This window comes from Syntrophus sp. (in: bacteria), from assembly GCF_040768185.1.
GTDB classification, from domain to species: Bacteria; Desulfobacterota; Syntrophia; order Syntrophales; family Syntrophaceae; genus Syntrophus; species Syntrophus buswellii.
This window is the reverse complement of the sequence record NZ_JAXGNC010000001.1, coordinates 346,670-369,134: the sequence shown is the minus strand read 5'-3', so window position 1 is coordinate 369,134 and position 22,465 is coordinate 346,670. Positions and strand designations below refer to the sequence as shown.

General features: G+C 52.1%; 25 protein-coding genes. 17 read left to right on the top strand and 8 right to left on the bottom strand.

All coding sequences use genetic code 11. The features are described 5' to 3' along the window. Nucleotides 1-2: 2 nt before the first annotated feature. From AB3175_RS01790 to AB3175_RS01755, 8 genes are all read right to left on the bottom strand, one after another. The gene (locus AB3175_RS01790) at nt 3-698 is read right to left on the bottom strand and encodes an MBL fold metallo-hydrolase (RefSeq protein ID WP_367359221.1); all 696 of its coding nucleotides are present in this window, start codon (nt 696-698) and stop codon (nt 3-5) included. 14 nt (nt 699-712) lie between these two features. Beyond that, a complete protein-coding gene (locus AB3175_RS01785; RefSeq protein WP_367359220.1) occupies nt 713-2,815 on the bottom strand; it encodes an acetate--CoA ligase family protein in 2,103 nt (700 codons plus the stop codon). Between the two features lie 126 nt (nt 2,816-2,941). Continuing rightward, complete coding sequence (locus tag AB3175_RS01780) at nt 2,942-3,874, bottom strand: dihydroorotate dehydrogenase (RefSeq protein ID WP_367359219.1); 933 nt, start codon at nt 3,872-3,874, stop codon at nt 2,942-2,944. Between the two features lie 186 nt (nt 3,875-4,060). Next, nucleotides 4,061-4,882: a dihydroorotate dehydrogenase electron transfer subunit gene (locus AB3175_RS01775; RefSeq protein WP_367359218.1), complete on the bottom strand. Its 822-nt coding sequence runs from the start codon at nt 4,880-4,882 to the stop codon at nt 4,061-4,063. A gap of 195 nt (nt 4,883-5,077) precedes the next feature. Then, nucleotides 5,078-5,563, bottom strand: coding sequence for a ribosomal protein S18-alanine N-acetyltransferase (gene rimI, locus AB3175_RS01770; RefSeq protein ID WP_367359217.1), 486 nt, complete (start codon nt 5,561-5,563; stop codon nt 5,078-5,080). Further along, on the bottom strand, nt 5,553-6,230 hold the full coding sequence (locus AB3175_RS01765; RefSeq protein ID WP_367359216.1) for a PTS sugar transporter subunit IIC: 678 nt from the start codon (nt 6,228-6,230) through the stop codon (nt 5,553-5,555). Before AB3175_RS01765 ends, rimI begins: the two co-directional genes overlap by 11 nt. Nucleotides 6,231-6,276: 46 nt before the next feature. Then, nucleotides 6,277-6,777 (bottom strand): PTS sugar transporter subunit IIB, encoded by a 501-nt coding sequence (locus tag AB3175_RS01760; RefSeq protein ID WP_367359215.1) that lies wholly within the window; start codon nt 6,775-6,777, stop codon nt 6,277-6,279. Nucleotides 6,778-6,781: 4 nt separating this feature from the next. Further along, nucleotides 6,782-7,192, bottom strand: coding sequence for a PTS sugar transporter subunit IIA (locus AB3175_RS01755; RefSeq protein WP_367359214.1), 411 nt, complete (start codon nt 7,190-7,192; stop codon nt 6,782-6,784). A 1,173-nt stretch (nt 7,193-8,365) separates the two neighbouring features. On the opposite strand from AB3175_RS01755, the gene AB3175_RS01750 reads away from it, so the two are divergent. The 17 genes from AB3175_RS01750 (at nt 8,366) to AB3175_RS01670 (ending at nt 22,251) form a co-directional block, all read left to right on the top strand. After that, complete coding sequence (locus AB3175_RS01750; RefSeq protein WP_367359213.1) at nt 8,366-9,076, top strand: flagellar hook-length control protein FliK; 711 nt, start codon at nt 8,366-8,368, stop codon at nt 9,074-9,076. 383 nt (nt 9,077-9,459) lie between these two features. Further along, nucleotides 9,460-9,951, top strand: coding sequence for a flagellar basal body-associated protein FliL (gene fliL / locus AB3175_RS01745; RefSeq protein WP_367359212.1), 492 nt, complete (start codon nt 9,460-9,462; stop codon nt 9,949-9,951). A gap of 9 nt (nt 9,952-9,960) precedes the next feature. After that, complete coding sequence (fliM, locus tag AB3175_RS01740; protein ID WP_367359211.1) at nt 9,961-10,962, top strand: flagellar motor switch protein FliM; 1,002 nt, start codon at nt 9,961-9,963, stop codon at nt 10,960-10,962. After that, nucleotides 10,949-11,413: a flagellar motor switch protein FliN gene (gene fliN / locus AB3175_RS01735; RefSeq protein WP_367359210.1), complete on the top strand. Its 465-nt coding sequence runs from the start codon at nt 10,949-10,951 to the stop codon at nt 11,411-11,413. The genes fliM and fliN overlap by 14 nt, the downstream gene beginning before the upstream one ends. Nucleotides 11,414-11,459: 46 nt before the next feature. Next, nucleotides 11,460-11,852 (top strand): flagellar biosynthetic protein FliO, encoded by a 393-nt coding sequence (gene fliO, locus AB3175_RS01730; protein ID WP_367359209.1) that lies wholly within the window; start codon nt 11,460-11,462, stop codon nt 11,850-11,852. Continuing rightward, on the top strand, nt 11,849-12,637 hold the full coding sequence (gene fliP, locus AB3175_RS01725) for a flagellar type III secretion system pore protein FliP (protein WP_367359208.1): 789 nt from the start codon (nt 11,849-11,851) through the stop codon (nt 12,635-12,637). Before fliO ends, fliP begins: the two co-directional genes overlap by 4 nt. A 24-nt stretch (nt 12,638-12,661) precedes the next feature. Further along, the gene (gene fliQ / locus AB3175_RS01720; RefSeq protein ID WP_367359207.1) at nt 12,662-12,931 is read left to right on the top strand and encodes a flagellar biosynthesis protein FliQ; all 270 of its coding nucleotides are present in this window, start codon (nt 12,662-12,664) and stop codon (nt 12,929-12,931) included. Nucleotides 12,932-12,976: 45 nt separating this feature from the next. Continuing rightward, nucleotides 12,977-13,756, top strand: coding sequence for a flagellar biosynthetic protein FliR (gene fliR, locus AB3175_RS01715; RefSeq protein ID WP_367359206.1), 780 nt, complete (start codon nt 12,977-12,979; stop codon nt 13,754-13,756). A gap of 22 nt (nt 13,757-13,778) precedes the next feature. Continuing rightward, nucleotides 13,779-14,843: a flagellar biosynthesis protein FlhB gene (flhB, locus tag AB3175_RS01710; protein ID WP_367359205.1), complete on the top strand. Its 1,065-nt coding sequence runs from the start codon at nt 13,779-13,781 to the stop codon at nt 14,841-14,843. A 19-nt stretch (nt 14,844-14,862) separates the two neighbouring features. Beyond that, a complete protein-coding gene (gene flhA / locus AB3175_RS01705) occupies nt 14,863-16,938 on the top strand; it encodes a flagellar biosynthesis protein FlhA (RefSeq protein ID WP_367359204.1) in 2,076 nt (691 codons plus the stop codon). Between the two features lies 1 nt (nt 16,939). Then, nucleotides 16,940-18,109, top strand: a complete 1,170-nt coding sequence (gene flhF, locus AB3175_RS01700; protein ID WP_367359203.1) for a flagellar biosynthesis protein FlhF — start codon at nt 16,940-16,942, stop codon at nt 18,107-18,109. A 99-nt stretch (nt 18,110-18,208) separates the two neighbouring features. Continuing rightward, the gene (locus tag AB3175_RS01695) at nt 18,209-19,141 is read left to right on the top strand and encodes a MinD/ParA family protein (protein ID WP_367359202.1); all 933 of its coding nucleotides are present in this window, start codon (nt 18,209-18,211) and stop codon (nt 19,139-19,141) included. Further along, a complete protein-coding gene (locus AB3175_RS01690) occupies nt 19,116-19,835 on the top strand; it encodes a sigma-70 family RNA polymerase sigma factor (RefSeq protein WP_367359201.1) in 720 nt (239 codons plus the stop codon). Before AB3175_RS01695 ends, AB3175_RS01690 begins: the two co-directional genes overlap by 26 nt. A gap of 89 nt (nt 19,836-19,924) precedes the next feature. After that, a complete protein-coding gene (gene fliL, locus AB3175_RS01685) occupies nt 19,925-20,494 on the top strand; it encodes a flagellar basal body-associated protein FliL (protein WP_367359200.1) in 570 nt (189 codons plus the stop codon). Nucleotides 20,495-20,545: 51 nt separating this feature from the next. Next, nucleotides 20,546-21,337 (top strand): hypothetical protein, encoded by a 792-nt coding sequence (locus AB3175_RS01680; protein WP_367359199.1) that lies wholly within the window; start codon nt 20,546-20,548, stop codon nt 21,335-21,337. 93 nt (nt 21,338-21,430) lie between these two features. Then, nucleotides 21,431-21,751, top strand: coding sequence for a hypothetical protein (locus AB3175_RS01675; RefSeq protein WP_367359198.1), 321 nt, complete (start codon nt 21,431-21,433; stop codon nt 21,749-21,751). Nucleotides 21,752-21,978: 227 nt separating this feature from the next. Continuing rightward, nucleotides 21,979-22,251 carry a DUF2802 domain-containing protein gene (locus AB3175_RS01670; protein ID WP_367359197.1) on the top strand — a complete coding sequence of 91 codons (273 nt, stop codon included), beginning with the start codon at nt 21,979-21,981 and terminating at the stop codon, nt 22,249-22,251. The last annotated feature ends 214 nt before the right edge of the window (nt 22,252-22,465 follow it).

Below are 22,465 nucleotides of genomic sequence, written 5' to 3'. Positions count from 1 at the left end.
TCTTATCCCGGACATCCGCTGTTTCTTCTCAGGTGTTCGCGAATGTACCGTTCGACCTCCTCCCAGGGCTGATAGATGCCGAAATGGCCCTCACAGAGCAGATCCGCCCTGAGATCGAGGAGTTTTTCCATGGATCGTCGCCAGGCCGCAAGATCTGCACCAAGCCTGGGAAAGAAAGGACCGTGGATATCCTGTCCGAAGAGGATGCGACGCCCGTCGCGATCCAGATAAAGGGACAGGGAACCCGGCGTATGGCCCGGGGTGTGCAGAAGAGACAGAGATTCCCCGCCGAACAACAGGGTTCCACCATCGCCTGAAATGCGGATATCGACGGGAGTGGGGGGAAAGGCTGTCTGGTACCAGTCGGCCACGGTCTGGACGCGGTCACCCGTCTCAACGGCCTCTGCGTCATCTTCATGCATGAGAATCCGGCATCCGAATTGTTTGCGGAAATACGGGGCCCCGCCGATATGGTCAATATGCCTGTGGGTCAGGATCAGCGTGGAGATGCCCCGGGGATCGAGGCCCAAATCCAGAATGTTCCGCTCCAGGCGCTCCGCAGACCCACCGGCGCCCGAATCGATCATGACCTGTTCCTTCCCGAAATCGATCAGATAGGCGGCCGCGTCTTCCGACCGGGTAATGTCAGGCCCCCCGATGAGATAAACTCCCTCGACGATGGTTACCGCGCGTCCCATAAGTCCTCCGAATTTTATCCCAGGCGTATTCTGGCATCCAGAACGACGAGGCGTTCCGGTTGCGCCAGCAGCGGGTTGATGTCCACCTCCTGGATGGTGGGAAAATCCGTTACGAGCGCTGAGAAGGACTGGATCGCCTTGACAAGTCCCGAAATGTCTGCCGCGGGCACGTTGCGGTAGCCCTTCAGAATCCGGCTGACCTTCGTTTCGTCGATCATTGCCAGGATTTCATCCCTGTCCAGGGGCGGTATCCTCAGCGCGATGTCCGCGTAGATTTCCGTAAAGACCCCACCACTGCCGAAGGCAATGACGGGACCAAACTGGCTGTCCCTCTTGCACCCCAGAAGGAGTTCCGTCCCCCCGTTGAGGTGCTCCTGAACGAGGAACCCTTCCAGGCGCGCCATCGGGCATTGCTTTCCTGCCGAGGCAAGCATCTCTTCGCAGGCTTTTTTCAATGCGTCCGCGTTTGGAATATTCAGCCGAATCCCTCCCACATCGGACTTGTGGATGATGTCCGGACTGGAAATCTTCAGGACAACGGGATAGCCGATCCTTTCCGCCGCAGCGACGGCGGCTTCCGCATTCTCAGCTTTTTCCCGCCTGGCCCCGGCAAGGCCATAGGCCTCCAGAAGGGCAAGGGCGCGCTCCTGGCTCATAAATCCAGGGGATGACGCGGCAACCAGGCGTTCCCCCTCTTTCTGCGCCGCAGGGAGTGAAAAGGGGGGGGTGAACGAAGACGATTCCGAGAGGAACTTCACGGCGCGAGGCTGGAGAATGTGACCGTAGCGGTACAGGGCAGCCAGAGATGCGGCGGCCCGGTCGAGGGAAGAAAAGGCCACGACATTCTTTTCTTTTTCCAGCTCGGCAATGTACTCCAGCCAGCGGCCTCCGTAAGTCCAGGCCACGATGGGCTTTTCGGGATGCTCGGCGGCGGCGGCGTGAAGAATGCCGGTGACATCGAGGAAGTCCTTTTCCTTTTCCAGGAAAGAGCCGGTGACGCAGACCACGGCATCCACCCCGGGGTCATTCATCATGGCCGCCAAGGTCCTCCGGTAGACTTCCGGGTATCCGTATTTCATGGCGGCTGGCCAGACGTCAATGGGGTTGTGCACACGAAACCAGCCTGGAGACAGTTCAGCAATCGTATTCCTGGTCTCCTCGCTCAGCTCCGCCACCTGGAGGCCGCATCGGGCGAAGGCATCGACGGCATTGATGCCGGCACCGCCTGAAATGGTCATGACCCCGATCCGGTTTCCCCCGATTCCCTTGAAGGTCTGGAACGTCCTGTTCAAATCCATCACGTCATCCGTCGTCTCAGCCCGGATGAGGCCGCTCTGCCGGAAAGCTGCCTCATAGATCCGATCCTCGCCGGTCATGGAGCCGGTATGCGATCCGGCGGCAAGCGCGCCTGCCGGACTGGATCCGATCTTGAAAATGACCACCGGCTTATGGGCAACGGCATCCCGGGCGGCCTCCATGAAGCGGGCCCCGTCCCGCACGCCTTCCATGTAGATGTTGATGACGGAAAGTTTCGGATCCCGGGCCATATGCCCGATCAGTTCCGCATATTCCACATCGGCGGTATTGCCGGTATCGATGCACAGGCCCGTACCGCCCATCAAGCCGGCATTGCCCACCACGTAAATGCCGGACTGGCCGAGGATCCCTACCGGGGCAAGGGGATTGATGAAACGCATGAAGGAGGTGCAGAAGGAGTTGAAATTGTTTACGACACCCAGGGTGTTCGGACCGATGATGCGGATGCCTTTTTCACCGGCCAGTTTCATGATTTCATTGTGCATCGCCACCCCGTCTCCATCGCCGTCCGTAAAGCCCTGAGCCACGATAATCACGATGCGGACCCCTTTTTCCGCGCACTGACGGAAAAATTCCGGCACCGTGTCTCTCGGGGAGCAGATGACGGCAAGGTCGGGAACCTCCGGGGCGTCCAGCAGTGAGGTATAGGCGGGATAGCCCAGGATTTCACCCCCTGCAATATTGACGGGATAAATCTTTCCCCGATACCCCCATTCCAGGAGAACCTCCAGTGGGTTGTTGCTGCCTTTTCCTGTGCGGCGAGTGACTCCCAGGAGGGCAACCGATTCGGGGGCAGTCAACTTTCGATAATCCCCCTCCGGCAGCATAAAGTGAGGAGGTGTCAGATTTTGTGCAGTCCTATTGGCTTTGGTATCGTCCACTTTCGGAAATTCTCCTTCAAAATGAAAATTGTCTGATTAATTACTTCAAGGTCTCTCGAGGGTTCCGATCAGGTCCCCGATATCGGAAATGGAATGCTCACGAAGATACGTTTCGATTCCCTCCAGAATGTTCATGGTGGCATGGGGATTCAGAAAACTGGCCGTTCCCACCTCAACGGCCCTTGCCCCGACAATGAGAAATTCCAGGGCATCGTTCGGGCACATGATGCCGCCCAGACCGATGACCGGAATGTTCACCCTGTTTACGACCTGCCAGACCATCCGCAGAGCGACCGGTTTGATGGCCGGCCCTGAAAGACCGCCGGTCACATTGTACAGGACGGGCTTGCGATGTTCCACGTCCACAGCCATCCCGGCCAGGGTGTTGATGAGCGACACGGCATCGGCACCGGCGGACTCCACACTTTCCGCAATGTGTGAAATGTCGGTCACATTGGGTGACAGCTTCATGATCACGGGAAGATCCGTTGCCTCCCGGACTCTTTTTGTCACCTCGGCGGCCATTTCGGGAGATGACCCGAAAGCAATCCCCCCCTTCTTGACATTGGGGCAGGAGATGTTCACTTCCAATGCGGACAGGCCGTCGGCCATCCCGAGAATTTCCGCGACCTTTCCGTACTCATCGACGGTTTCGCCGAAGATGTTGGCGATAATCGCCGTTGAATATTCCTTCAAAAAGGGAAGCTTTTCCTTGACGAAAGCCTTGACGCCGATATTCTGCAACCCGACGGCGTTGAGCAGGCCCGACGGCGTTTCGGCCAGGCGCGGGGGAGGGTTTCCTGCCCTCGGCTCAAGGGACAATCCCTTGACGATCAGTGCCCCCAGGCGGTTCAAGTCGACAAAGGGAGCGTATTCCTCACCATATCCGAAGGTCCCGGATGCCGTCATAACGGGATTCCGGAGGGAAAGCGGACCAATGTCGACACTCAGCGAGGGTTGTAAAGAAGATGGCCGCACTCAATTCTCCTTTCCATTCTGCAGGAGCTTCCGGTATGGGGTGCCGTTGTCACGGCACCCCATACCAGCCATGATGGTCATAATGGGCAATCCTTCCTGAAGACAAGTGGTCATGACGCTCCGTGATGGAACACTCCCGGTACCTTCGGCCCAAAGTGTCTTCCGCTTCATCCCGTTCCGGTTGGATCACCAGTCGATCCGGCGGATATCGAAAACGGGTCCATCCTTGCATGCCCGCATGAACGCCACGTCTCCCCCCGGCGTTCGCACGGCTACGGCACAGCCCAGGCAGGCGCCAAGGCCGCAGGCCATCCTTTCCTCGACGGATACCTGACAGGGAAGGGGATGCTTCTCCAGCAGCTCCGCGAGGCGCTTCATCATGGCGCGGGGTCCACAGGCATAGACAGCGCAGCCCTGCGGGTCGAAAGCGTCAAGCTCCCGTTCGAAAAGCTCGGTGACTCTCCCGCCATATCCCATACTGCCATCATCGGTACAGATCCTTATGTCCGGGCATACCGCCGAAAGTCGATCCAGTCCAGCCAGGGCCTCTTTGCGCTGCGCCCCGACATAGGCCGTCATCTCGACGGGGAAAGGCTCCCGGATAGGGCTCAGGGAGGCGGCAAGAAACGTCAGAGGAGAAATGCCGATCCCGCCCGCAATGAGGATAGCGCGTCTGGCCTCCTGGTTTCCTGAAAAACCATTTCCCAGCGGGCCGAGAAGAGAGAGCTCGTCGCCTGGTTTGAGACCTGAGAGAATCCTTGTACCAGCACCGGCCACCCGGTAGAAAATTTCCAGGACCGAGTGCCCCGCTCCTTTTTCAAAGGCGTAAATGCTCATCGGTCGCGCAAGCAGAGGCGTCTGCGATTCCGTGACCCGGATCATGACGAACTGACCCGGCACGGGGTGATGAAAGGCCGGCGGAAGCTTCAGCCGAAGAAGAAAATGTCCGCGGACAGCTTCCAGGTTATCGAGAATCCTGCCCTTTATAAACAATGGAACGGGGTGCATGATGGCGGCCGTCATCCTCCCTGATGGTGAACTTCATGTCCAGGCGCTGAAAAAAAGCCGGTTTTCAGTCAGGCCCCTCCTCAGATATCCGGAGATATCCGGGCTTCATCCCGCCAGCGCCTCTTCAGCCTGGCGTTGCATAGCATTTTTGCGGCGAAATTGGAATACGATCTCCTGCAAAATTTCTTCGCACCGTCAACATTCCTTCAGATCCGCTCCCATGATCAGGGCGTCCTCTCCTTCCTCGGGATAGTAGGAACTCCGGATGCCCTTTACGGTAAGTCCGAACTTCTCATAGAGCTTCCGTGCCGCCGTATTCGACCGGCGCACTTCCAGGATAACGGTCCGGCACCGCTCTTCACGCGCTGTTTGCAGCAGCGCCTTCATCAAGCAGTCTGCCGCATGTCGGCGCCGGCATTCAGGTCTTACGGCAATCTTCTGGAGGTGCGCCTCCTGTGCAAACATCCAGTAAATCATATAGCCCGCAAGCCTCATGCCTTCCCCCTCCGGATCCCGGAGGGTAACGCATCTCGAGATGGGTGTCGAAAGCTCCTGGAGAAACATGGCCCTTGTCCAAGGGGCTTGAAAGCTGGCCTTTTCGACGGCCATGACCTCGTCCAGATCTTCCTGATCCATCGCGCGGAGAATGCCGTGATCGCCCCTGCGGAAATCAGAGAACATGCCCGATCTCCAAGATCATGCTGGCCAGAAGAAAAATGCAGCAGAAGACGGGAACCATGCCCCTCAGGTGGATCGTGTTCAACGCGACGGCAATCCCCAGGAGGGGAAAGAAAAAAAAGATGATATTCAGGGCTTCTAATACGGACGGGGAAAATAGAGGAAAGAGAAAAGCGGTTGCGGCGATTCCCGGCCACAGAAAGAAGAAAAGGAAGCAAACGGACAGGCACAGATAGATGAGAAGAGACAGAAGGTGCAGGGCCTGGACCCCATGAAGATCGGCTTTTTCGGCGCTTCGAAGAGCTGCCCTGGCCAGGCGGTCATTCAGGGAAACGAAAAAGACGTCCATCTTCTGGCCGATATAACCGCAGGGGAGATAGATCAGGAGGGAAAAGGCCATGATCTGCCGTGACGAATGGCCGACAAGCCCGCTGGAAATGATGCAGGACGCCGTCACCAGAATCGCCGCCAGAGAATCGTTGGGAGGAATCAGGGTGCCGATGGGCAATCGATCTATCCAGAACAACTCGATGACAGCGCCGATCATCAGGCCGGTGTAAGGATCGCCTAAAAAAAAGCCCATAAGTGGAGCCGCCACGACAGGCCTGGCGATCATGCTTTGAATCACGATTCTGTCAAGGCAGATCACTCCCCCAAGCAGTGAAATCATAAGGCATTGGAGAACCATCGGGAAGCCAGTCCATTCCTTGAAATCTTTAAGGCCTCTGCGCCGTTAAGAAATTTTTGAAATCGAAGGATCTCTCCCTTGGAACGCGCTGTACTTGGATGGTGACATTGTCTCTGACAAGATCCTTCAGGAAATCCATATCCTGAGAACCCAAGAGAACGGAAGGGGAACAGATCCTTTCTCCGTTCTCGTTATAGACGTTGCCTATATTGAGCTGTGAAAAACGGAAGCCGGATTCATAGGCACGTACCGCGTCGGAAATGCATGAAAAAAGAACGAGCGTCCGTTTGCCGTTTTCGGGTTTGCAGCGATAATTTCCCGACAAGTCATTTATGGATCGGAAAAGGACTTCCGTTTCATTGGGAACCGCCATTCTCATCACCGTTTCGCGAAAAAAATCAGCGGCTACCCCGTCATCGGCCACAATGATGCATGAGGCCTTTAAAAAGGGGAGCCATGCTTCAAGGATTTGTCCATGAATAAGGCGGTCATCCACTCGCACAAGGACTATGTCATAATCGTTCTGCATGGTCTTATTCGGCAATTTTCTTGTCTAATACCTCGCTGGCCAGGTAGATGTTCTTTCTGCCGTATTCCGTCACATGGGCGGCAAAATCTCGAAGACTCATATCCTGGCGAATGTCGGATACCTTCAGTAGCATCGGGAGATTCACTCCCGTCACCACTTCCACCCTGTCCTTTTTCAAAAATGAAAGAGACAGGTTGGATGGCGTTCCGCCGAAAAGATCTGTGAGAATCAACACGCCTTGACCCGCATCGATCTTTTTGATGGATGAGCTGATTTCTTTCTTCAGGGATTCAACGCTGTTGAACGTGTCGACAGATACGTGAAGAAGGGATTTCAAGGGGCCTTTGATAATCTCCGCCGCCTTGATTAACTCACCGCCGACATTCCCGTGTGTTACAATTAAAACCCCAATCATACTTGTGTTCCTCCCTGGTACAACACCACATGGCAGGGTGACGCTAATAAATTCATCAAGAGATGTCAAGAATTATGAGAAAACCATCCTTTCTTGAGCAACGGAACACACGGATCTCCGGTTGAAGGGAAGAAACTTCCAGCTCATGAATAACGGGACGGGAGGATTGGGAACAAATTTCCCCAATTCTGCCCCATTGCAGGGAGATAAGTTGGTATCTTATTGTAATATCTGGTTTATTTATATGGCATGGTCTCTGCTAACACGATGATAAAACGGAGACATGAGGTAAACATCATGCATGCAATAGCGTCCAGAATTCTACTGTCTGGCGGAAAGAAGACGCTGACGGACGGCGTTCGTCAGGAAAACAGGTCATCGCCTTCTTCGGACATCCGGGACACAATGAGGAGGAAGCCTTCAGATGACAACCAATGTTCCGACTTGCCGGGGCTTTCTTTTAATAAAACCCTTGAAGAGGTAAAGAAAGGAGAAGAGGTCGTTTCTCAGGATCGAAAAGGGATATTCGATTCTTCTTCAAAGGAGGAAAGGGATCTTGACCCTGGAAAGCCTGGGAATGACGCAGCATCTGCGGATTCGATTCAGATCGAAGCGGGCTCTTCTGAAGGAGAGCGCTCATACGCTGCGGTGATGAATGCGGAAGAATATCCCGCCGTAGATCCAGACGACAGTCTTATCCCTGTCATCACGGCCGGTATCGATACGGATGTCCCGGAGAGTTCGGAACTCCCGTATATGGCGTCATCTGCACCCCGCCTATCCGCATCGGGTGGCGGATTTCAAAATACTCCGCCAGCCTCTTTTTTGAGTGTCGACCGGGACGGAGAAGTTCATCCCTTTCCTTCAAGCCGAAGCCCTTCCATCGTTCCACGAGGCGGAATCACCCCTTCCAGCGGAACGGCATCTGAAGGATATGCACCGGAGCATGCTGCACAACATCCTGGAGATGCCCCGGATCTCACCGTGGATTCCCCTTCCGGGGCGGCGAAGATTCCTGTTCAAGGAGGGATCGAGGAGCCCCTGGGCAAAGCGGGGGCGGAAACGCCCTTGAACGGACCATGGAAGCCATCAACATCAGATAAGGTTTCGACACCATCGTCTCAAGATTCAAACGGTCATGCAGGCTATGGTCATACGTCGGAACGGGAGGGAGTGGCACCAACCGGACACCAGGGAAAAAACCTGGATCACAATGCGTTCGGTTCCAAATCAGGATACACGGAAGCGTCACTTGAACAGCTTGCGGAAAAATCCTCCACACCGACGGGCGATTCCGGGAATGCCATGGAAGCCATGGTTCGCCAGGACAGGATTTCCCCCTTGGAAGGTTCAAGCCATGGGCCCATCGAGATCGTTCGAAACCCTCACGGTGATTCGACTACATGGACTCGGATGCCGGGAGAACCACGAGGCCTTTCTCCTCAAACGCTCATCAATACGATTATCGAAGAGAATTCACAGATTTTCATCAAGGGCGGACGGGTGAAAATGACCCTCAATCCTCCGCATCTCGGTTCCCTTGACCTGGACATCCGGATCAGGAACAACAAAGTAAACGTCCTTTTTGTGGCGGATTCTCCTGAAGTTCAACAGTCGCTTCAGGCAGGGACGGATCTTCTGAAGACGGCGTTGTCCCAGCAGGGATACAAGATGGATGGATACAGCGTTCTTCTCCAGGGAAATACGGATTCAAACATGGAGTATTTTTCGGGAGACGGCGGTCCATGGCGCCATACAAGAAACGAATACGATCACGGTCAGACGGATCGTGAGGAGCCGATCCAGTTAAATCTCACGCCGGATGCAGAAGGGGGAAATCAGAAAGGAGCCGTCCGCTCCAATTCGATCAGTGTGTTCGTTTGACAGATGGCCGCACAGGGACTGTTCCAGGCGTTTCCTTTCCCTGAAGCCGGGAAAGATGTGCCGATAACTTGACACCCACGCCCTGGATTGCAGTGCTCAAGACGGGGCATTCGACGGTATCCCGGAACCTGCACAAAAGACAATCTTTACAGAAACCGATCATTATTCGAGGGGATGGAGAAAAACCATCCCCGTTTTTGTTTGTGCAAGGACATTCCATGGGGAAATTCGATGAAAAGAAATGTGAATTTCTTCACTGGTGCGCAAATTGCTAAGTCCTGAGAAAAGATGGGCAGGATCAAGACTCGCTTTCGGTCTGATACATCTCGAAAGCGTGTATTTGGAGGAACGCTCCAGCTTTACCTGGAAGAAGGGGGTATCGGATGGCAAAGGAGGAACAGTCTCAGCAGGATGTCACAGAAGTGACCAAGAAAAAAAAGGGGCCATTCATGAAATGGCTGATAATAGGCGTTGCCGGAGTCATCGTTATCGGCGGGTGCATTGCCGGGGGCTTCTTTTATTTCAAGCACGCCGGATCGGGAAAGGAACATCAAAAAAGCGAAAAGGCCACAGCGGGAATGTTGTGGGCAATGGATCCATTCATCGTGAACCTGGCGGATAACTCGAGTGAAAGATATTTAAAGGTGGCGATGCAGTTTGAAGTGGCCGGCCAGAATGACCCCAAGGCCCTTGACGAACTCAAGCCGAAACTCAGAGACTCCATCCTCGATATCCTTACAGCCAAGTCTTCGGGAGAACTGATGGACATCAACGGTAAGCAGCGGCTGCGTGACGACATCGCCACCAAGCTGAATTCCCTTCTCTCGACAGGCAAGGTAAAACGGGTTTACTTCACGGAATTTGTCATTCAGTAAGAGAACGTCATGTCACAGGTTTTAACACAGGAAGAAGTTGACGCGCTGTTGCGCGGAATTTCAGGCGGCCAGATCGAGACGGAAATTGAGGAGGACATAGATCCTTCCGGCGTCGTCCGCTATGACCTTGCCAGCCAGGACCGGATTATCCGGGGCAGGATGCCCACCCTGGAAATGACGAACGAGAAATTCGCCCGCATGTTCCGGGCCACTCTGTCTTCCATGCTGCGAAAAGTTGTGACGGTGAATTCCATGTCGGTCGATATGATTAAATTCGGGGAGTTTCTGAAGACGCTTCCCGTTCCGACCAGCCTGCACATATTCCGGATGGAGCCGCTGAGGGGAAATGCCATTTTTGTCATGGAGTCGAAAGTCATTTTTACCCTCGTGGATGTCCTCTTTGGCGGGGCGGGGAAGGAACTCTTCAAGGTTGAAGGGCGTGAATTCACGGCCATAGAAACAAATCTGATCAAGAAGGTCATCCTCAGCGCCCTGTGTGATCTCGAAAAAGCCTGGAAGCCTCTTCACGACGTTCAGGTTGTCTATCAGCGCTCCGAAATCAATCCGCAATTTGCACAGATCGTCCCCCCTACCGACCTGGTCTTTGTCATCGATTTTGAAATCGAGGTTGAGTACATCACGGGCATCCTGAAGCTCTGCATCCCCTATTCAACCGTGGAGCCCATTAGAGAAAAATTGCAGGCTGGATTTCAAAGCGAACAGATGGAAGTGGATAAAGTGTGGATGAACCGTTTTCGCAGCAACCTGATGTTCGCGGGTCTGGATCTCTTGATTGAACTTGGAAACACGCGCATATCCGCCAAGGACGTCGTGAATCTCAAGGTGGGCGATGTGATAACCCTGGATCAGTATTCCACGGATCCCGTTAAAGTTTTTGTGGAAGGCGTCTTGAAGTTCAAGGGCCATCCGGGAAACTTTAAAGGAAATCAGGCAGTCAAAATAACAGCGATACTTCAGGATAAATTGGGGATTGACCATGGAACAGAATGAGATTGATGAACTGCTCAAAGGAATTGATTTAAACGATAAATCCGATTCGAACCTGGATCCGGTCGAAGATGAAAATCTGGGCTGGGACGACGTCCAGGAAGAGCTGATGCAATCACAGGCGCCACCGAAAAAGGTTGAGGTCAGTCCGGTAAATTTTGACGAAATGCCATCGGCTCCTTCCGTTGATGCCCAGCTCAACCTCGATTTCATTCTCGACATACCGCTGACTCTGAGCGTCGAACTGGGACGCTGCCAGATGCTGATCAGCGAACTGCTTCAACTGGGGCAGGGTTCCATCATCGAGCTTGCCAAGCTGGCGGGAGAACCGATGGATGTTTATGTCAATCAGCGTTTGATCGCCCGCGGCGAGGTTGTCGTGGTGAACGAAAAATTCGGAATCAGGCTGACCGATATTGTTTCCCAGGCGGAACGGGTGAAAAAGCTGAGATGATGTCCTAACAGGACAGGAATGTTATCACAATGGTCAGGATGGGACTGTGGAAACCGTTTCTTTTTTTCCTTCTCTGATAAAAATGATTTTTTCCCTGGCGCTGGTTCTGGGGCTGATGATCGGGGCCATGTATCTAACCAGGAAAATTCTGCATGCGACCACTCCGGCCATGGATCGGGGATCCCTGATCCGGATTCTTGCCAGCCGCTATATGGGCCCCAAGAGCAGTATCCTCGTGGTAGACATTGCCGGGGAAATTATTGCGGTGGGGATTTCCAATTCACAAATAACCATGTTGACGAAAATATCCGACAGGGAGGCTCTGGACACGCTCCGGAACCTGAAGATTCACGAGGAGCCCCCCTCATTTCCCGGCACGCGTCAGTTTGCCCGGTATAAGAAAATCATTGCTTCCGCCATGGATGATATCCGAAGATGAAATATTACAGAACCTCCGCCGATTGGAAGACGCTGCTCGTGAAGGCCTTTCCTCTGGCGCTTCTTTTTGTCCTGGGATTGACGAACCTATCCTGGGGCGAGCCTCTTTCTCTGCCGAACATCAGTTTAAGCATCGGAGGAAAAGCCGACCAGCCGGACAAGGTGGCGACAGTCATTCAGCTGCTGTTTCTTCTGACGGTTCTGTCCTTGGCGCCTGCCATCCTGTTGATGCTGACCTCCTTTACCCGGATTGTCGTTGTTCTGTCCCTGCTGAGACAGGCCATCGGCAGTCAGCAGATGCCGTCCAATCAGATCATCATCGGATTGTCCCTTTTTCTGACCTTTTTCGTCATGTCCCCCGTCTGGCAGAACATTTCCACACAAGCCATCAAGCCTTACTACGATGAGGAGATATCGGGGGATCAAGCCGTTGAAAAGGCCATCGTTCCCATCAAAGCCTTCATGCTCAAGCAGACCCGGGAAAAGGACATCGCGCTTTTTGTCAAGATATCCAAGGCGAAAAGGCCGGAGCGGCCGGACGACCTGTCTCTCTCCGTTCTGGTTCCGGCATTCGTCATCAGTGAATTGAAAACGGCCTTTCAGATCGGATTTCTTCTTTTTCTGCCCTTTATAATTATCGATATGGTTGTTGCAAGCGTTCTGCTGTCCATGGGGATGATGATGCTTCCCCCGATCATGATGAGCCTGCCTTTCAAGCTGCTCTTGTTCGTCCTGGTGGACGGCTGGTATTTGATTATCGGATCTCTGGTGCAGAGCTTCCATTGAGAAGGGTTTTGGAGTGAGGAGAATATGAGCACGGCACTTGTTGTTGGAATCATGGCGGAAGCCATCAAGGTGATTTTGTTTGTTTCCGGACCGGTTTTAATCGTCGCTCTTGTGGTCGGTGTGGCGATCAGCTTGTTTCAGGCCGTCACACAGGTACAGGAGATGACCCTGTCCTTTGTCCCCAAGATCGTAGCCGTTCTTGTTGCACTGGTGGCCTCACTGCCCTGGATGATCAATGTCCTCCTCAATTTTACCTCTAACCTCTATTCCAATATTCCGAATTACGTCCGATAGGATGCGGGCCGTAAAAAAAGCCTTCGTAGATGCCGGGATTATCCTATGAACCTGCCTGTCATAACACAGGAACAGATCGACACTCTCATTTTCATCTTTCTGAGAGTCAGTGCCATGATAGCCGTGATGCCCGTCTTTGGAGGGGACAGGGCTGTCCCTGTCCTGGTCAAGGGAGGACTGTCTCTCCTCATCACGCTTTTATTGTTTCCCTTCGTGAAAATCAGCCTCGGTGCCACTTCTGCAGGTCTCTTTCCAATGGCGGCCGCCATGGTCGGCGAAATTCTTATTGGCTGCGTGATTGGCTTTGTCGCCCGCTTCCTCTTCGCAGGAATTCAGTTTGCCGGGGAACTGATCGGTTTTGAAATGGGGTTTTCCATGGCCAATGTCATCGATCCCGTAACAAGCACCCAGATACCCTTGATATCCCAGTTTCAGTACATAATCGCCATCGTGATCTTCCTGACCCTGAATGCCCATCACGTATTCTTTTCAGCCATGGCGGAAAGTTTCGAACGGATAGCCCCTTTGCAGTTTCATCTTTCGGGGCAACTCACTCAAACTCTCTGCCTCTACTCGAAGGACGTATTTCTCATTGCCGTAAAGGTCAGCGCCCCGGTGGTCGCCGTCCTCATCTTTACAAACATTGCCCTGGGCATCGTGGCCAGGACGGTACCTCAATTCAACATTTTCATCATCGGATTTCCGCTTCAGATCGCATTGGGGTTTATTTTTCTCGGTTTGACCGCCCCCATGTTTGTCAGTTTTACCTCAGGCCTTTTCTTGAATCTGGAGAAACAGATCCATGTGCTTCTCAGAATGATGTGATGTTCATCGATGTGGGAATCTTATGGCTGAACAGGATAAAGACCAGGAACGAACCGAAGAAGCTACCCCAAAGCGCAGAGAAGACGCCCGCAAGGAAGGTCAGGTCGCCAGAAGCCGTGATCTGGCCTCGGTGGCCATACTGGGGTCATGCCTGATCTATTTCTATTTCGGCTCCGGACACTTCGTCTCTTCGTTGATGGATCTGATGAAAAACTCCTTTTCTCATATGGATTCCCGCATTGTCACCGTCGAAAACATTCAGCCCATTTTTTTTTCGGCCTTTTTCAAATCGATTTCTTTAATGGCGCCGTTTCTGCTGACGGTCTGCATCGCCGCCTTTTTGGCCAATGTCATGCAGGTCGGCTTGAAGATTTCAACAAAAGCAATTCAGCCGAAATGGTCGAAAATAGACCCTCTTAAAGGGTTTGCAAGACTCTTTTCCATGCAATCCCTTGTTGAATTTGTCAAGAGTGTCCTGAAAATGGCCATCGTTGGATTCATAGCCTATCTGACCGTCAGGAATGAACTGACGGAAATCCTCCCGCTGGCCCACCAGAGCGTTTGGGCCATTGTCGTTTACATCGGCAAAACGTCCTTCAAGATACTTCTGACAACCTGCTGGGTTTTGATCGTCCTTGCCCTGATGGATTATCTGTATCAGCGGTGGGAGTTTGAAAGGAACCTGAAAATGACGCGCCAGGAGATCAAGGAAGAAAACAAATCGACGGAAGGGGATCCGATCATCAAGGCCAGGATTAGAAGGCTTCAACGGGAAATGGCGAAAAAGCGCATGATGGCGAATGTGCCCAAAGCCGATGTAATCATTACCAATCCCACCCATCTTGCCATTGCCCTGAAATATGATCAGAGCTCGATGGCTGCGCCGGCAGTCGTCGCCAAGGGAGCAGGATATGTCGCTGAAAAGATTAAAGATATAGCTATGGAACATGGAATACCGACCTTTGAGAACAAGCCGGTGGCACAGGTATTGTATAAAACGGTAGAGCTCAATGGAACGATTCCCGACAGCTTATACAGGGCCGTAGCTGAAATTCTGGCCTATGTCTATTCGTTGAAACAGCAATAACTCATCAGGATTGAAATTCATGACTCTATCCGGCGGCAAAGGAATCCTCTCGGAAATGGCTGGGAGCAGCAGCGCAATGATGGCCCTGGGCGTCATCGGGATTCTCATGGTCATGATGATCCCATTGCCGACGTTTCTTCTGGATATTCTGCTGTCTTTGAGCATCACCATTTCGATCATCATCCTTCTCATGGCGATGTATGTCCTGAAACCGTTGGATTTCTCGATTTTTCCTTCCGTTCTTCTCATTGTCACCCTGTTGAGACTTTCCCTCAATGTCGCCTCGACCCGCATGATTCTTCTGCACGGCAATGAAGGAACGACAGCGGCCGGACAGGTGATCCACGCCTTTGGAACCTTCGTGGTTGGGGGAAATTACGTGGTCGGCTTCATCGTATTCGCGGTACTTGTGCTGATCAATTTCATCGTCATCACGAAAGGATCCACAAGGATCGCCGAAGTTGCCGCCCGATTCACCCTTGACGCCATGCCGGGCAAACAGATGAGCATTGACGCCGACCTCAATGCCGGATTGATTTCAGACGCCGAAGCCCGGAGCAGGAGAAGCGACCTCGAAAAAGAAACCAACTTTTACGGAGCCATGGATGGCGCCAGCAAATTCGTCCGGGGAGATGCCGTAGCGGGAATTGTCATAACGCTCATCAATGTCATCGGCGGACTCATCGTCGGTGTGATGCAAAAGGGGATGCCTGCCATGGACGCCGCCAGAAATTATACCCTGCTGACGGTGGGAGACGGCCTGGTGACTCAGATCCCGGCGCTCATCGTTTCCACCGCGGCCGGTATGCTGGTGACGAGATCAGCGGCCTCTTCAGACCTCGGTGAGGAATTGCGTCATCAACTGAAGGTGCAGCCGAAAGCCATCGCAACGGCGGCAAGCATCATCCTGGTGTTCGCGCTCATTCCCGGCATGCCTAAGATTTCCTTTTTGCTGGTATCGGCGCTGATTGGTTACCTGGCCTATACGTTTTACCGGTCTGCGGAGACATCCCAGGAAAGCGATGATGACCTGCTGCCCGCCGTTCCCGCGGAGGAGGAGCCGGAAGACCTGCTGACTCCCCTGGATCTCCTGGCGCTTGAAGTGGGCTACGGCCTGATTCCCCTGGTAGACACGAACCAGGGAGGAGAACTGCTGGGAAGAATCAAGACGATGCGAAAACAGCTGGCCCTTGAGTTGGGGTTCATCGTGCCATCGATCCACATAAGAGACAATCTGCAATTGAACGCCAACCATTATTCCTTCATTCTCAAGGGCGTCGAAATTGCACGTGGTGAACTGATGCTGGGCCATTTCATGGCCATCAAGACGGATGATCAAAACGTCAAGATCAAGGGAATTGAAACGAAAGAGCCGGCGTTCGGCCTTCCTGCGGTGTGGATATCCGACCGGGAAAAGGAAAGCGTCACCTCAAGGGGCTACGTCGTCGTCGATTCTCCGACGGTAATCACCACACACCTAATGGAAATCATCAAGACGCACGCCGACGAATTGATGGGAAGGAAAGAAGTGCAGGCCCTTGTTGAAAATCTGAGCAAGTCATACCCCAAGGTCATCGATGATCTCGTACCGAAAACCGTCCCCTACGGAATCCTCCAGAAAGTGATTCAACGGCTGCTCAAGGAGCGGGTTTCCATTCGGGATCTTTATACCATTGTTGAAACATTGGCAGATTATGTGCCGATGACCAAGAATGTGGACCTCCTGACCGGCTATGTCCGCCAGGCTTTAGCCAGGACCATCACCAGGCAGTATCTGGATCAGAATGGCGGGCTGACGGTCTTGATGCTTTCTCCGGATATTGAAGATACGATCAGCCAGGCCGTTCAGCACACGGAACATGAATCTTACATCAATCCAGATCCGGTCATGATCCGGAAGCTTGTGAACAACGTGCAGAAGCTGATCAGCCCCTTCACGACAAAAGGGCTTCAGCCGATTATTCTCTGCTCGCCTTCGATAAGAATCCATCTCAGGAACATCATGGACAAATTCTTCCCGAATATCGTTGTTATCGCGCATAACGAAGTGATGCGCGAAACATCCATCAAATCCTTAGGCATGGTGGAGCTGTAAGATGCAGATTAAACGTTATGAGGTCCCCAGCGTTCAGGAAGCCATTGCCAGGATCAAAAAGGACCTCGGCCCAGATGCCATTATCCTGTCGACAAAAAAGATAAAATCGGCCTGCGGACCCATGATGGAAGTTCTGGCGGCAAGAGAACTGGACGTTACCGAGGCGGCTGCCGATTCTCGTTCCGCTGAAGCCCCAAAAGACATACATATGGTTTCAGGAAGTCCGTCTTTCCGCCCTTCCCTTGACCTTGAAAAGAACGTTGAGGAGCTAAAAGGGCTTATCCGGGAGTTGAAAAATACTCGAGACTTACGAGCTGAAATTGAAGAGGTCAAAGACTCCATAAACACATTTTTTGATGTGCTCGGATTAAAGAGGAGCAAGACAGGCCAAAATGGAACGGACGCAGTTTATTACACTTTGATTTCAAAGGGTATTTCCAAAGATAAAGCCTGGAGAGCCGTTGAGCGGATCAAAGAGGAATCCTCAAGTGGAACCATGGTCAATGAAGAGGCCTGCTTGGCGGCCGTCGAAAACTTTATTCAAAATTCGCTTCCGGCTGCAGATAATTCCGACAACGGCCAGCGAGTCAAGGTTCTCATTGGACCTACTGGTGTTGGAAAAACGACGACCCTGGCCAAGCTGTCCGCTTATCACGCCCTCAGCGAAAAGAAGTCTGTCGGGTTGATCACGACCGATACCTATCGGATCGCGGCGGTCGATCAGTTGAAAACTTACGCCAGAATCATCGGTATTCCTCTCGAGATCGCATCAGGAAGCAGGGAGTTCAAAAATTCTCTCAGCCGGCTTGCCGACAAAGACGTGATCTTTGTCGATACGCCGGGAACCAGCAGGAACGACATGGTCAATTTGAAAAAGCTCCGTGAAACACTGGGCTCGGAAACCCCCTTCGAGCCAAACCTTCTCATAAGCCTGACATCCAGCAAGGATTGCATGCTGGACGTCGCATCGCGTTACAGAATGTTTGATTACAGCCGGATTATTTTGACCAGGGCAGATGAGTGCATGCGCATCGGATTTCTTTGGGACATTCTTGATCGAATCGCCAGGCCGGTTTCCTACATCACAAATGGGCAGAATGTCCCTGAGGATATTGAAGAAGCAGATCCCCGGAAAATTGCACGATTGATCGTGGGCAGCGATTTGCATTAACGATTTCTAACTCGCGGACGGGAAATAAAGATTGAACAGAACCCCGAAGGGTAACTATTCTGAAAAAATTGAAACGTCAAAGGTTGTGAGAGGTATCTAGTGGATCAGGCTGAATCTCTTAGAGAGTTGATGCGAGAGAAGAGTGCGGCAGAAGCCGCAACGCCTTCGGAAATCGCATCTACGAAAATGTTCTTCAGGAGAATAATTTCCGAGCGCGTCAGGACCATTGCCATCACAAGCGGCAAAGGCGGGGTGGGCAAAACGAACATCACGGCGAATCTTGCATGCACCCTGGCTGGAATGAACAAAAAAACCCTTGTTCTTGATGCAGATGCCGGATTGGCCAATATTGACGTTGTCCTGGGGCTTACCCCCAAATATAACCTCTACCACGTCCTGTCTGGAGAGCGTTCCTTGTCTGAAGTCCTCGTCTCCGGCCCCTGCGGCGTTAAGATATTGCCGGCCTCTTCCGGCATACAGGAAATGACGGATCTGTCGCGTGGCCAGAAGTTAACACTGCTGGAAGACCTGGATTCCATTGAAGAAAAACACGATTTCATGCTGATTGACACAGCGGCCGGGATTGCAAACAACGTCATGTACTTCAACATGGCGGCGCGGGAGATCATCGTTGTCGCCACTCCTGAACCTACCTCTCTGACGGATGCCTATGCCTTGATAAAAGTTCTCCAGCAGAGGTATGCGAAAAAGCGGTTCCGAATAGTGATCAACATGGTCAGCAGTGCCGCGGAAGCCCGGAGTGTCTATCTGCGGTTGAGCCATGCAACGGAGCATTTCCTGAATGTCACCATCGAATATCTGGGATACATTCTTTACGATAAACGACTCCAGGAGGCTGTAAGGATGCAGAGGGCCTTTGTGGAACTTTATCCCCGCTCCGCGGCGAGCCTCTGCATAAAAAAGGTGGCTGAAAAGATCTGTAGCGAAAATCCTGAATACGACGAAAACGGAAACATCAGTTTTTTCGGAGATAAAAGTTTAGGAAATGAACGTAGAGCAAAAAGAACGTGACGCCTTGATACTGAAATATCTTCCCTTCGCCAAAGCGGTGGTGGGGAGAATCGTATCGAGGCTGCCCATTGATGCCGGGGACAAGGAAGATCTGTTCAATGTGGGGATCATGGGACTCATGTCCGCCATAGAACATTTTGATGACGAGAGAAATGTCCGATTTGAGACCTATGCCGGCATTAGAATTCGAGGCGCCGTTCTGGACGAATTGCGGGCAAGAGACTGGGTCCCCAGGAATGTGCGTAGCAGGGATCATGAAATAGCAAGGGCAATCTCAGAATTGCAGAAGAAGTTGGGACGCCATCCGGAAGATCAGGAAATATCGGATCATATGGGGCTATCTCTAGAGGAATACTTTAAATATCTGGATGAATCACGTTGTCTTTCCCTGATCAGCAGCGAGGATTTGCCGGGGGATTATCTGGAGAAGTATTCCCGTTCCGATGTCATGAGAGCAGTCGATCAAGGCAGCGTTCTTGATTTAATCACAGATCGGGAATTTAAAATCCAACTTAAGGAAGCCATCGAAAAGCTTCCGAATAAAGAACGCGTCGTCTTGACTTTGTATTATTACGAAGAGCTGACGATGAAGGAGATCGGCAGCGTCCTTGAATTAACGGAATCGAGGGTCTGCCAGCTTCATTCTCAGGCCATAATCCGGCTTAAGGCGGCGGTCAAAAAAATAAGCGGGTGAAGGCATGGCCCGGTCAGTCCCGGATCCTCTGTACAACGCCATGGAACAGGGACAGGGGATGCCATGAACGTTTATCCTGATGCAGTCACATGAAACAGAAAGTTCAAATCGACGTTCTTGATGTAAGCCTCTTTGAGAGGGCAAACGATCTGGATTCCACCGGCGAATCCCCCTCCGGGGATCCGCCGGAGGGGAGCCCCGGAGGGAAGTGGCCAACATCGAAGAAGATCCTGATCGGCCTTTGCCTGATCCTAGTTTCTGCATCCCTGACGGCGGCGTTGTTTATTTTCGCATGGCCTACAAAAAAGCCGGATGGCCATGCCATCGGAAGGCAGGCCCTTTCGACTCAACAGGATCGCGAGCGATCCGCGGCGCTGCAGGACATGATCATCAGCTTCAAAGACCACAGCGGAAAGGACAGACTGTTGGTCTGCTCTCTGGTGCTCGATGCGGGCTCTGACGACAGGTTTTTATCTCGGCAGCAGGTTGTCGATTTGAGAAAATTTGTTTATAAAATAGTTCTTGAGAAGCAAACAAAAGATCCGGCGGCGATGAGAGACAAAAACAGATTGAAGGATCACATAGTCCAGGAAATGAATCAGCGATTCGGCAACAGGTTCTTATCCGGGATTTATTTTACTAAATTTGTTATTTTGTAAGACGCAAGCAGCAAGCTGGATTTTTTGTCAAACTGAACAAGAACTATGACCGTGGGGGAATCGATTTTGAGCAACGAAAAAACGAAGCTGGAAGTTGCCCGCCAAGCGCTGCAAAGAGAATTTGAGTCTACCTTCATCAATGACCTGATGCCGGGCATTCTGCATAATTTTGCAAACCCTCTCAATGGAATCATGGGGCGATCGAGGCTGCTGGAAAGAAGGCTCAATGACTATCTCAAGAAAACAAATCCGCACGATCCGGAATGGATGGATCCGCTTGGGGCCGAGCAGACGAGACTGTTAAGCGACATCGCTTCCATCTGTAAGGAATCCGACCGTTTTTTTTATATGTTCCAGGATCTGGCATCAAAGTTCTATGCCGTTGCGGACAGAAGACTTGATCAGATTAACCTGGAAGATCTTATAAGAAACGAGATTCGCTTTCTGGATTTTTATCTGGATTTCAAACATGAAGTAAAAAAAACCGTTAAGCCTGCAGGCGATCTGCCATTCGTATATGGGGTTTTGTCGGACTATTCCTATTGTTTTTCCGCCCTGTTCCGGGATGCCATGGGCAGGATGAAAAGGGGAGACAGAAAGGAATTGTCCATTGAAATGGTCCATACCAATCCCTTGATTTCAGTGTCGATTGAGGATACCGGTGCAGGGATCGACAATCCTGCGGACGATGCCGATTCCGCTCCGAGCTCAATGCCCCGACGTTCGGATGGAAATTTTGCATACATTAAAACCATCTTCGATGAATATGGAATAAACTGCCTTTTTGAAGGCATGGAGGACAGGAACAGGATAACGATTGAATTCCCTGTGACAAAAAAATAGCTTACTGAACAGGGGACTGCCTTTTCCTGATTCCAATGAATCTCCAGGGCCGTTTCTGGCTTTGAGCGCCTCTTGGACCACGGGAGCCTTTCCATGGTAAGACCCATTGATATCCAGCAAATCGTATCGCAAGTGGAGGCCATTGAAAAGATCCATCATGTCCAAAAACAGCAATCCAGCATCCAGCAAAACTACATCGAGACGCAGCTTAAGGAAGAGCAGAAGCTGGCCAGAGAGAAGGTCCAGGACTCTTCAAAAACAGAAAGGGCCCTGATCCGGGATAGAGAAGAGTCAACGAAACACAATATGCCCCAGCGGAAGAGCCCCAGGACCCAAAAACAGGATGAGGATACGGAAAACGAAGAAGACGGGAAATCGGCAGGGAAGGGGAAGTTCGTTAATATCAAGATTTAACGCCGGGATTTAACATGAATATCCAGTATTTGTTCGGATTCCAGATCGCAACGGACATCATGATATGCGCGGGGATCCTTGTGTTGTTGTTCAGGTTCCGTAAATACTTCAAGCCGGGTTCCACGGGGCTCTCTGAAGACTCCATCAGTGAATTAAAGCAAATGCTTGCTGAGTCAAAACGGTTTTCCGATCAGTTTCTTCAGGAACTGGAGCGGGGGAAGCGTGAAATGAAAGAACTCGCTTCATCGTTGGAGGAAAGGGAAAAAAAGCTGGATGATCTTCTGAAACAGGCCATGCGTTTCGACCATCTATCCATCACAGGGAATGCAAAAAAAACAGACCATAAAGAGAACGGAGATTGTTCTTCTGAGGAGCCCTATCGTAAAATTCTTGATCTGGCAGGACAAGGTTTGAATGAAGGGCAGATATCTCAGCAACTGGGACTTCCGGAAGGTGAAATCGAGCTGATCCTCAGTCTTTCCCGTGCCAGAAGCCGATAAGGTCCATGTATCCAATTCACAAGCTGCCCCCAGGCAGTCCCGACTCTCCGGTCTTGACTCATTCGAGGCAAGCAGCAGATGAGACACTCTCCCTGTCGAAGGGGGACGTCTTCCGGGCCCAGGTCGTACGAAAATTAAGCAGTCACGAAATCCTCATCGAGACCGGCAGGGGGATGTTGTCTGCCCAATCCAACCATTCCTTTAACCGGGGAGA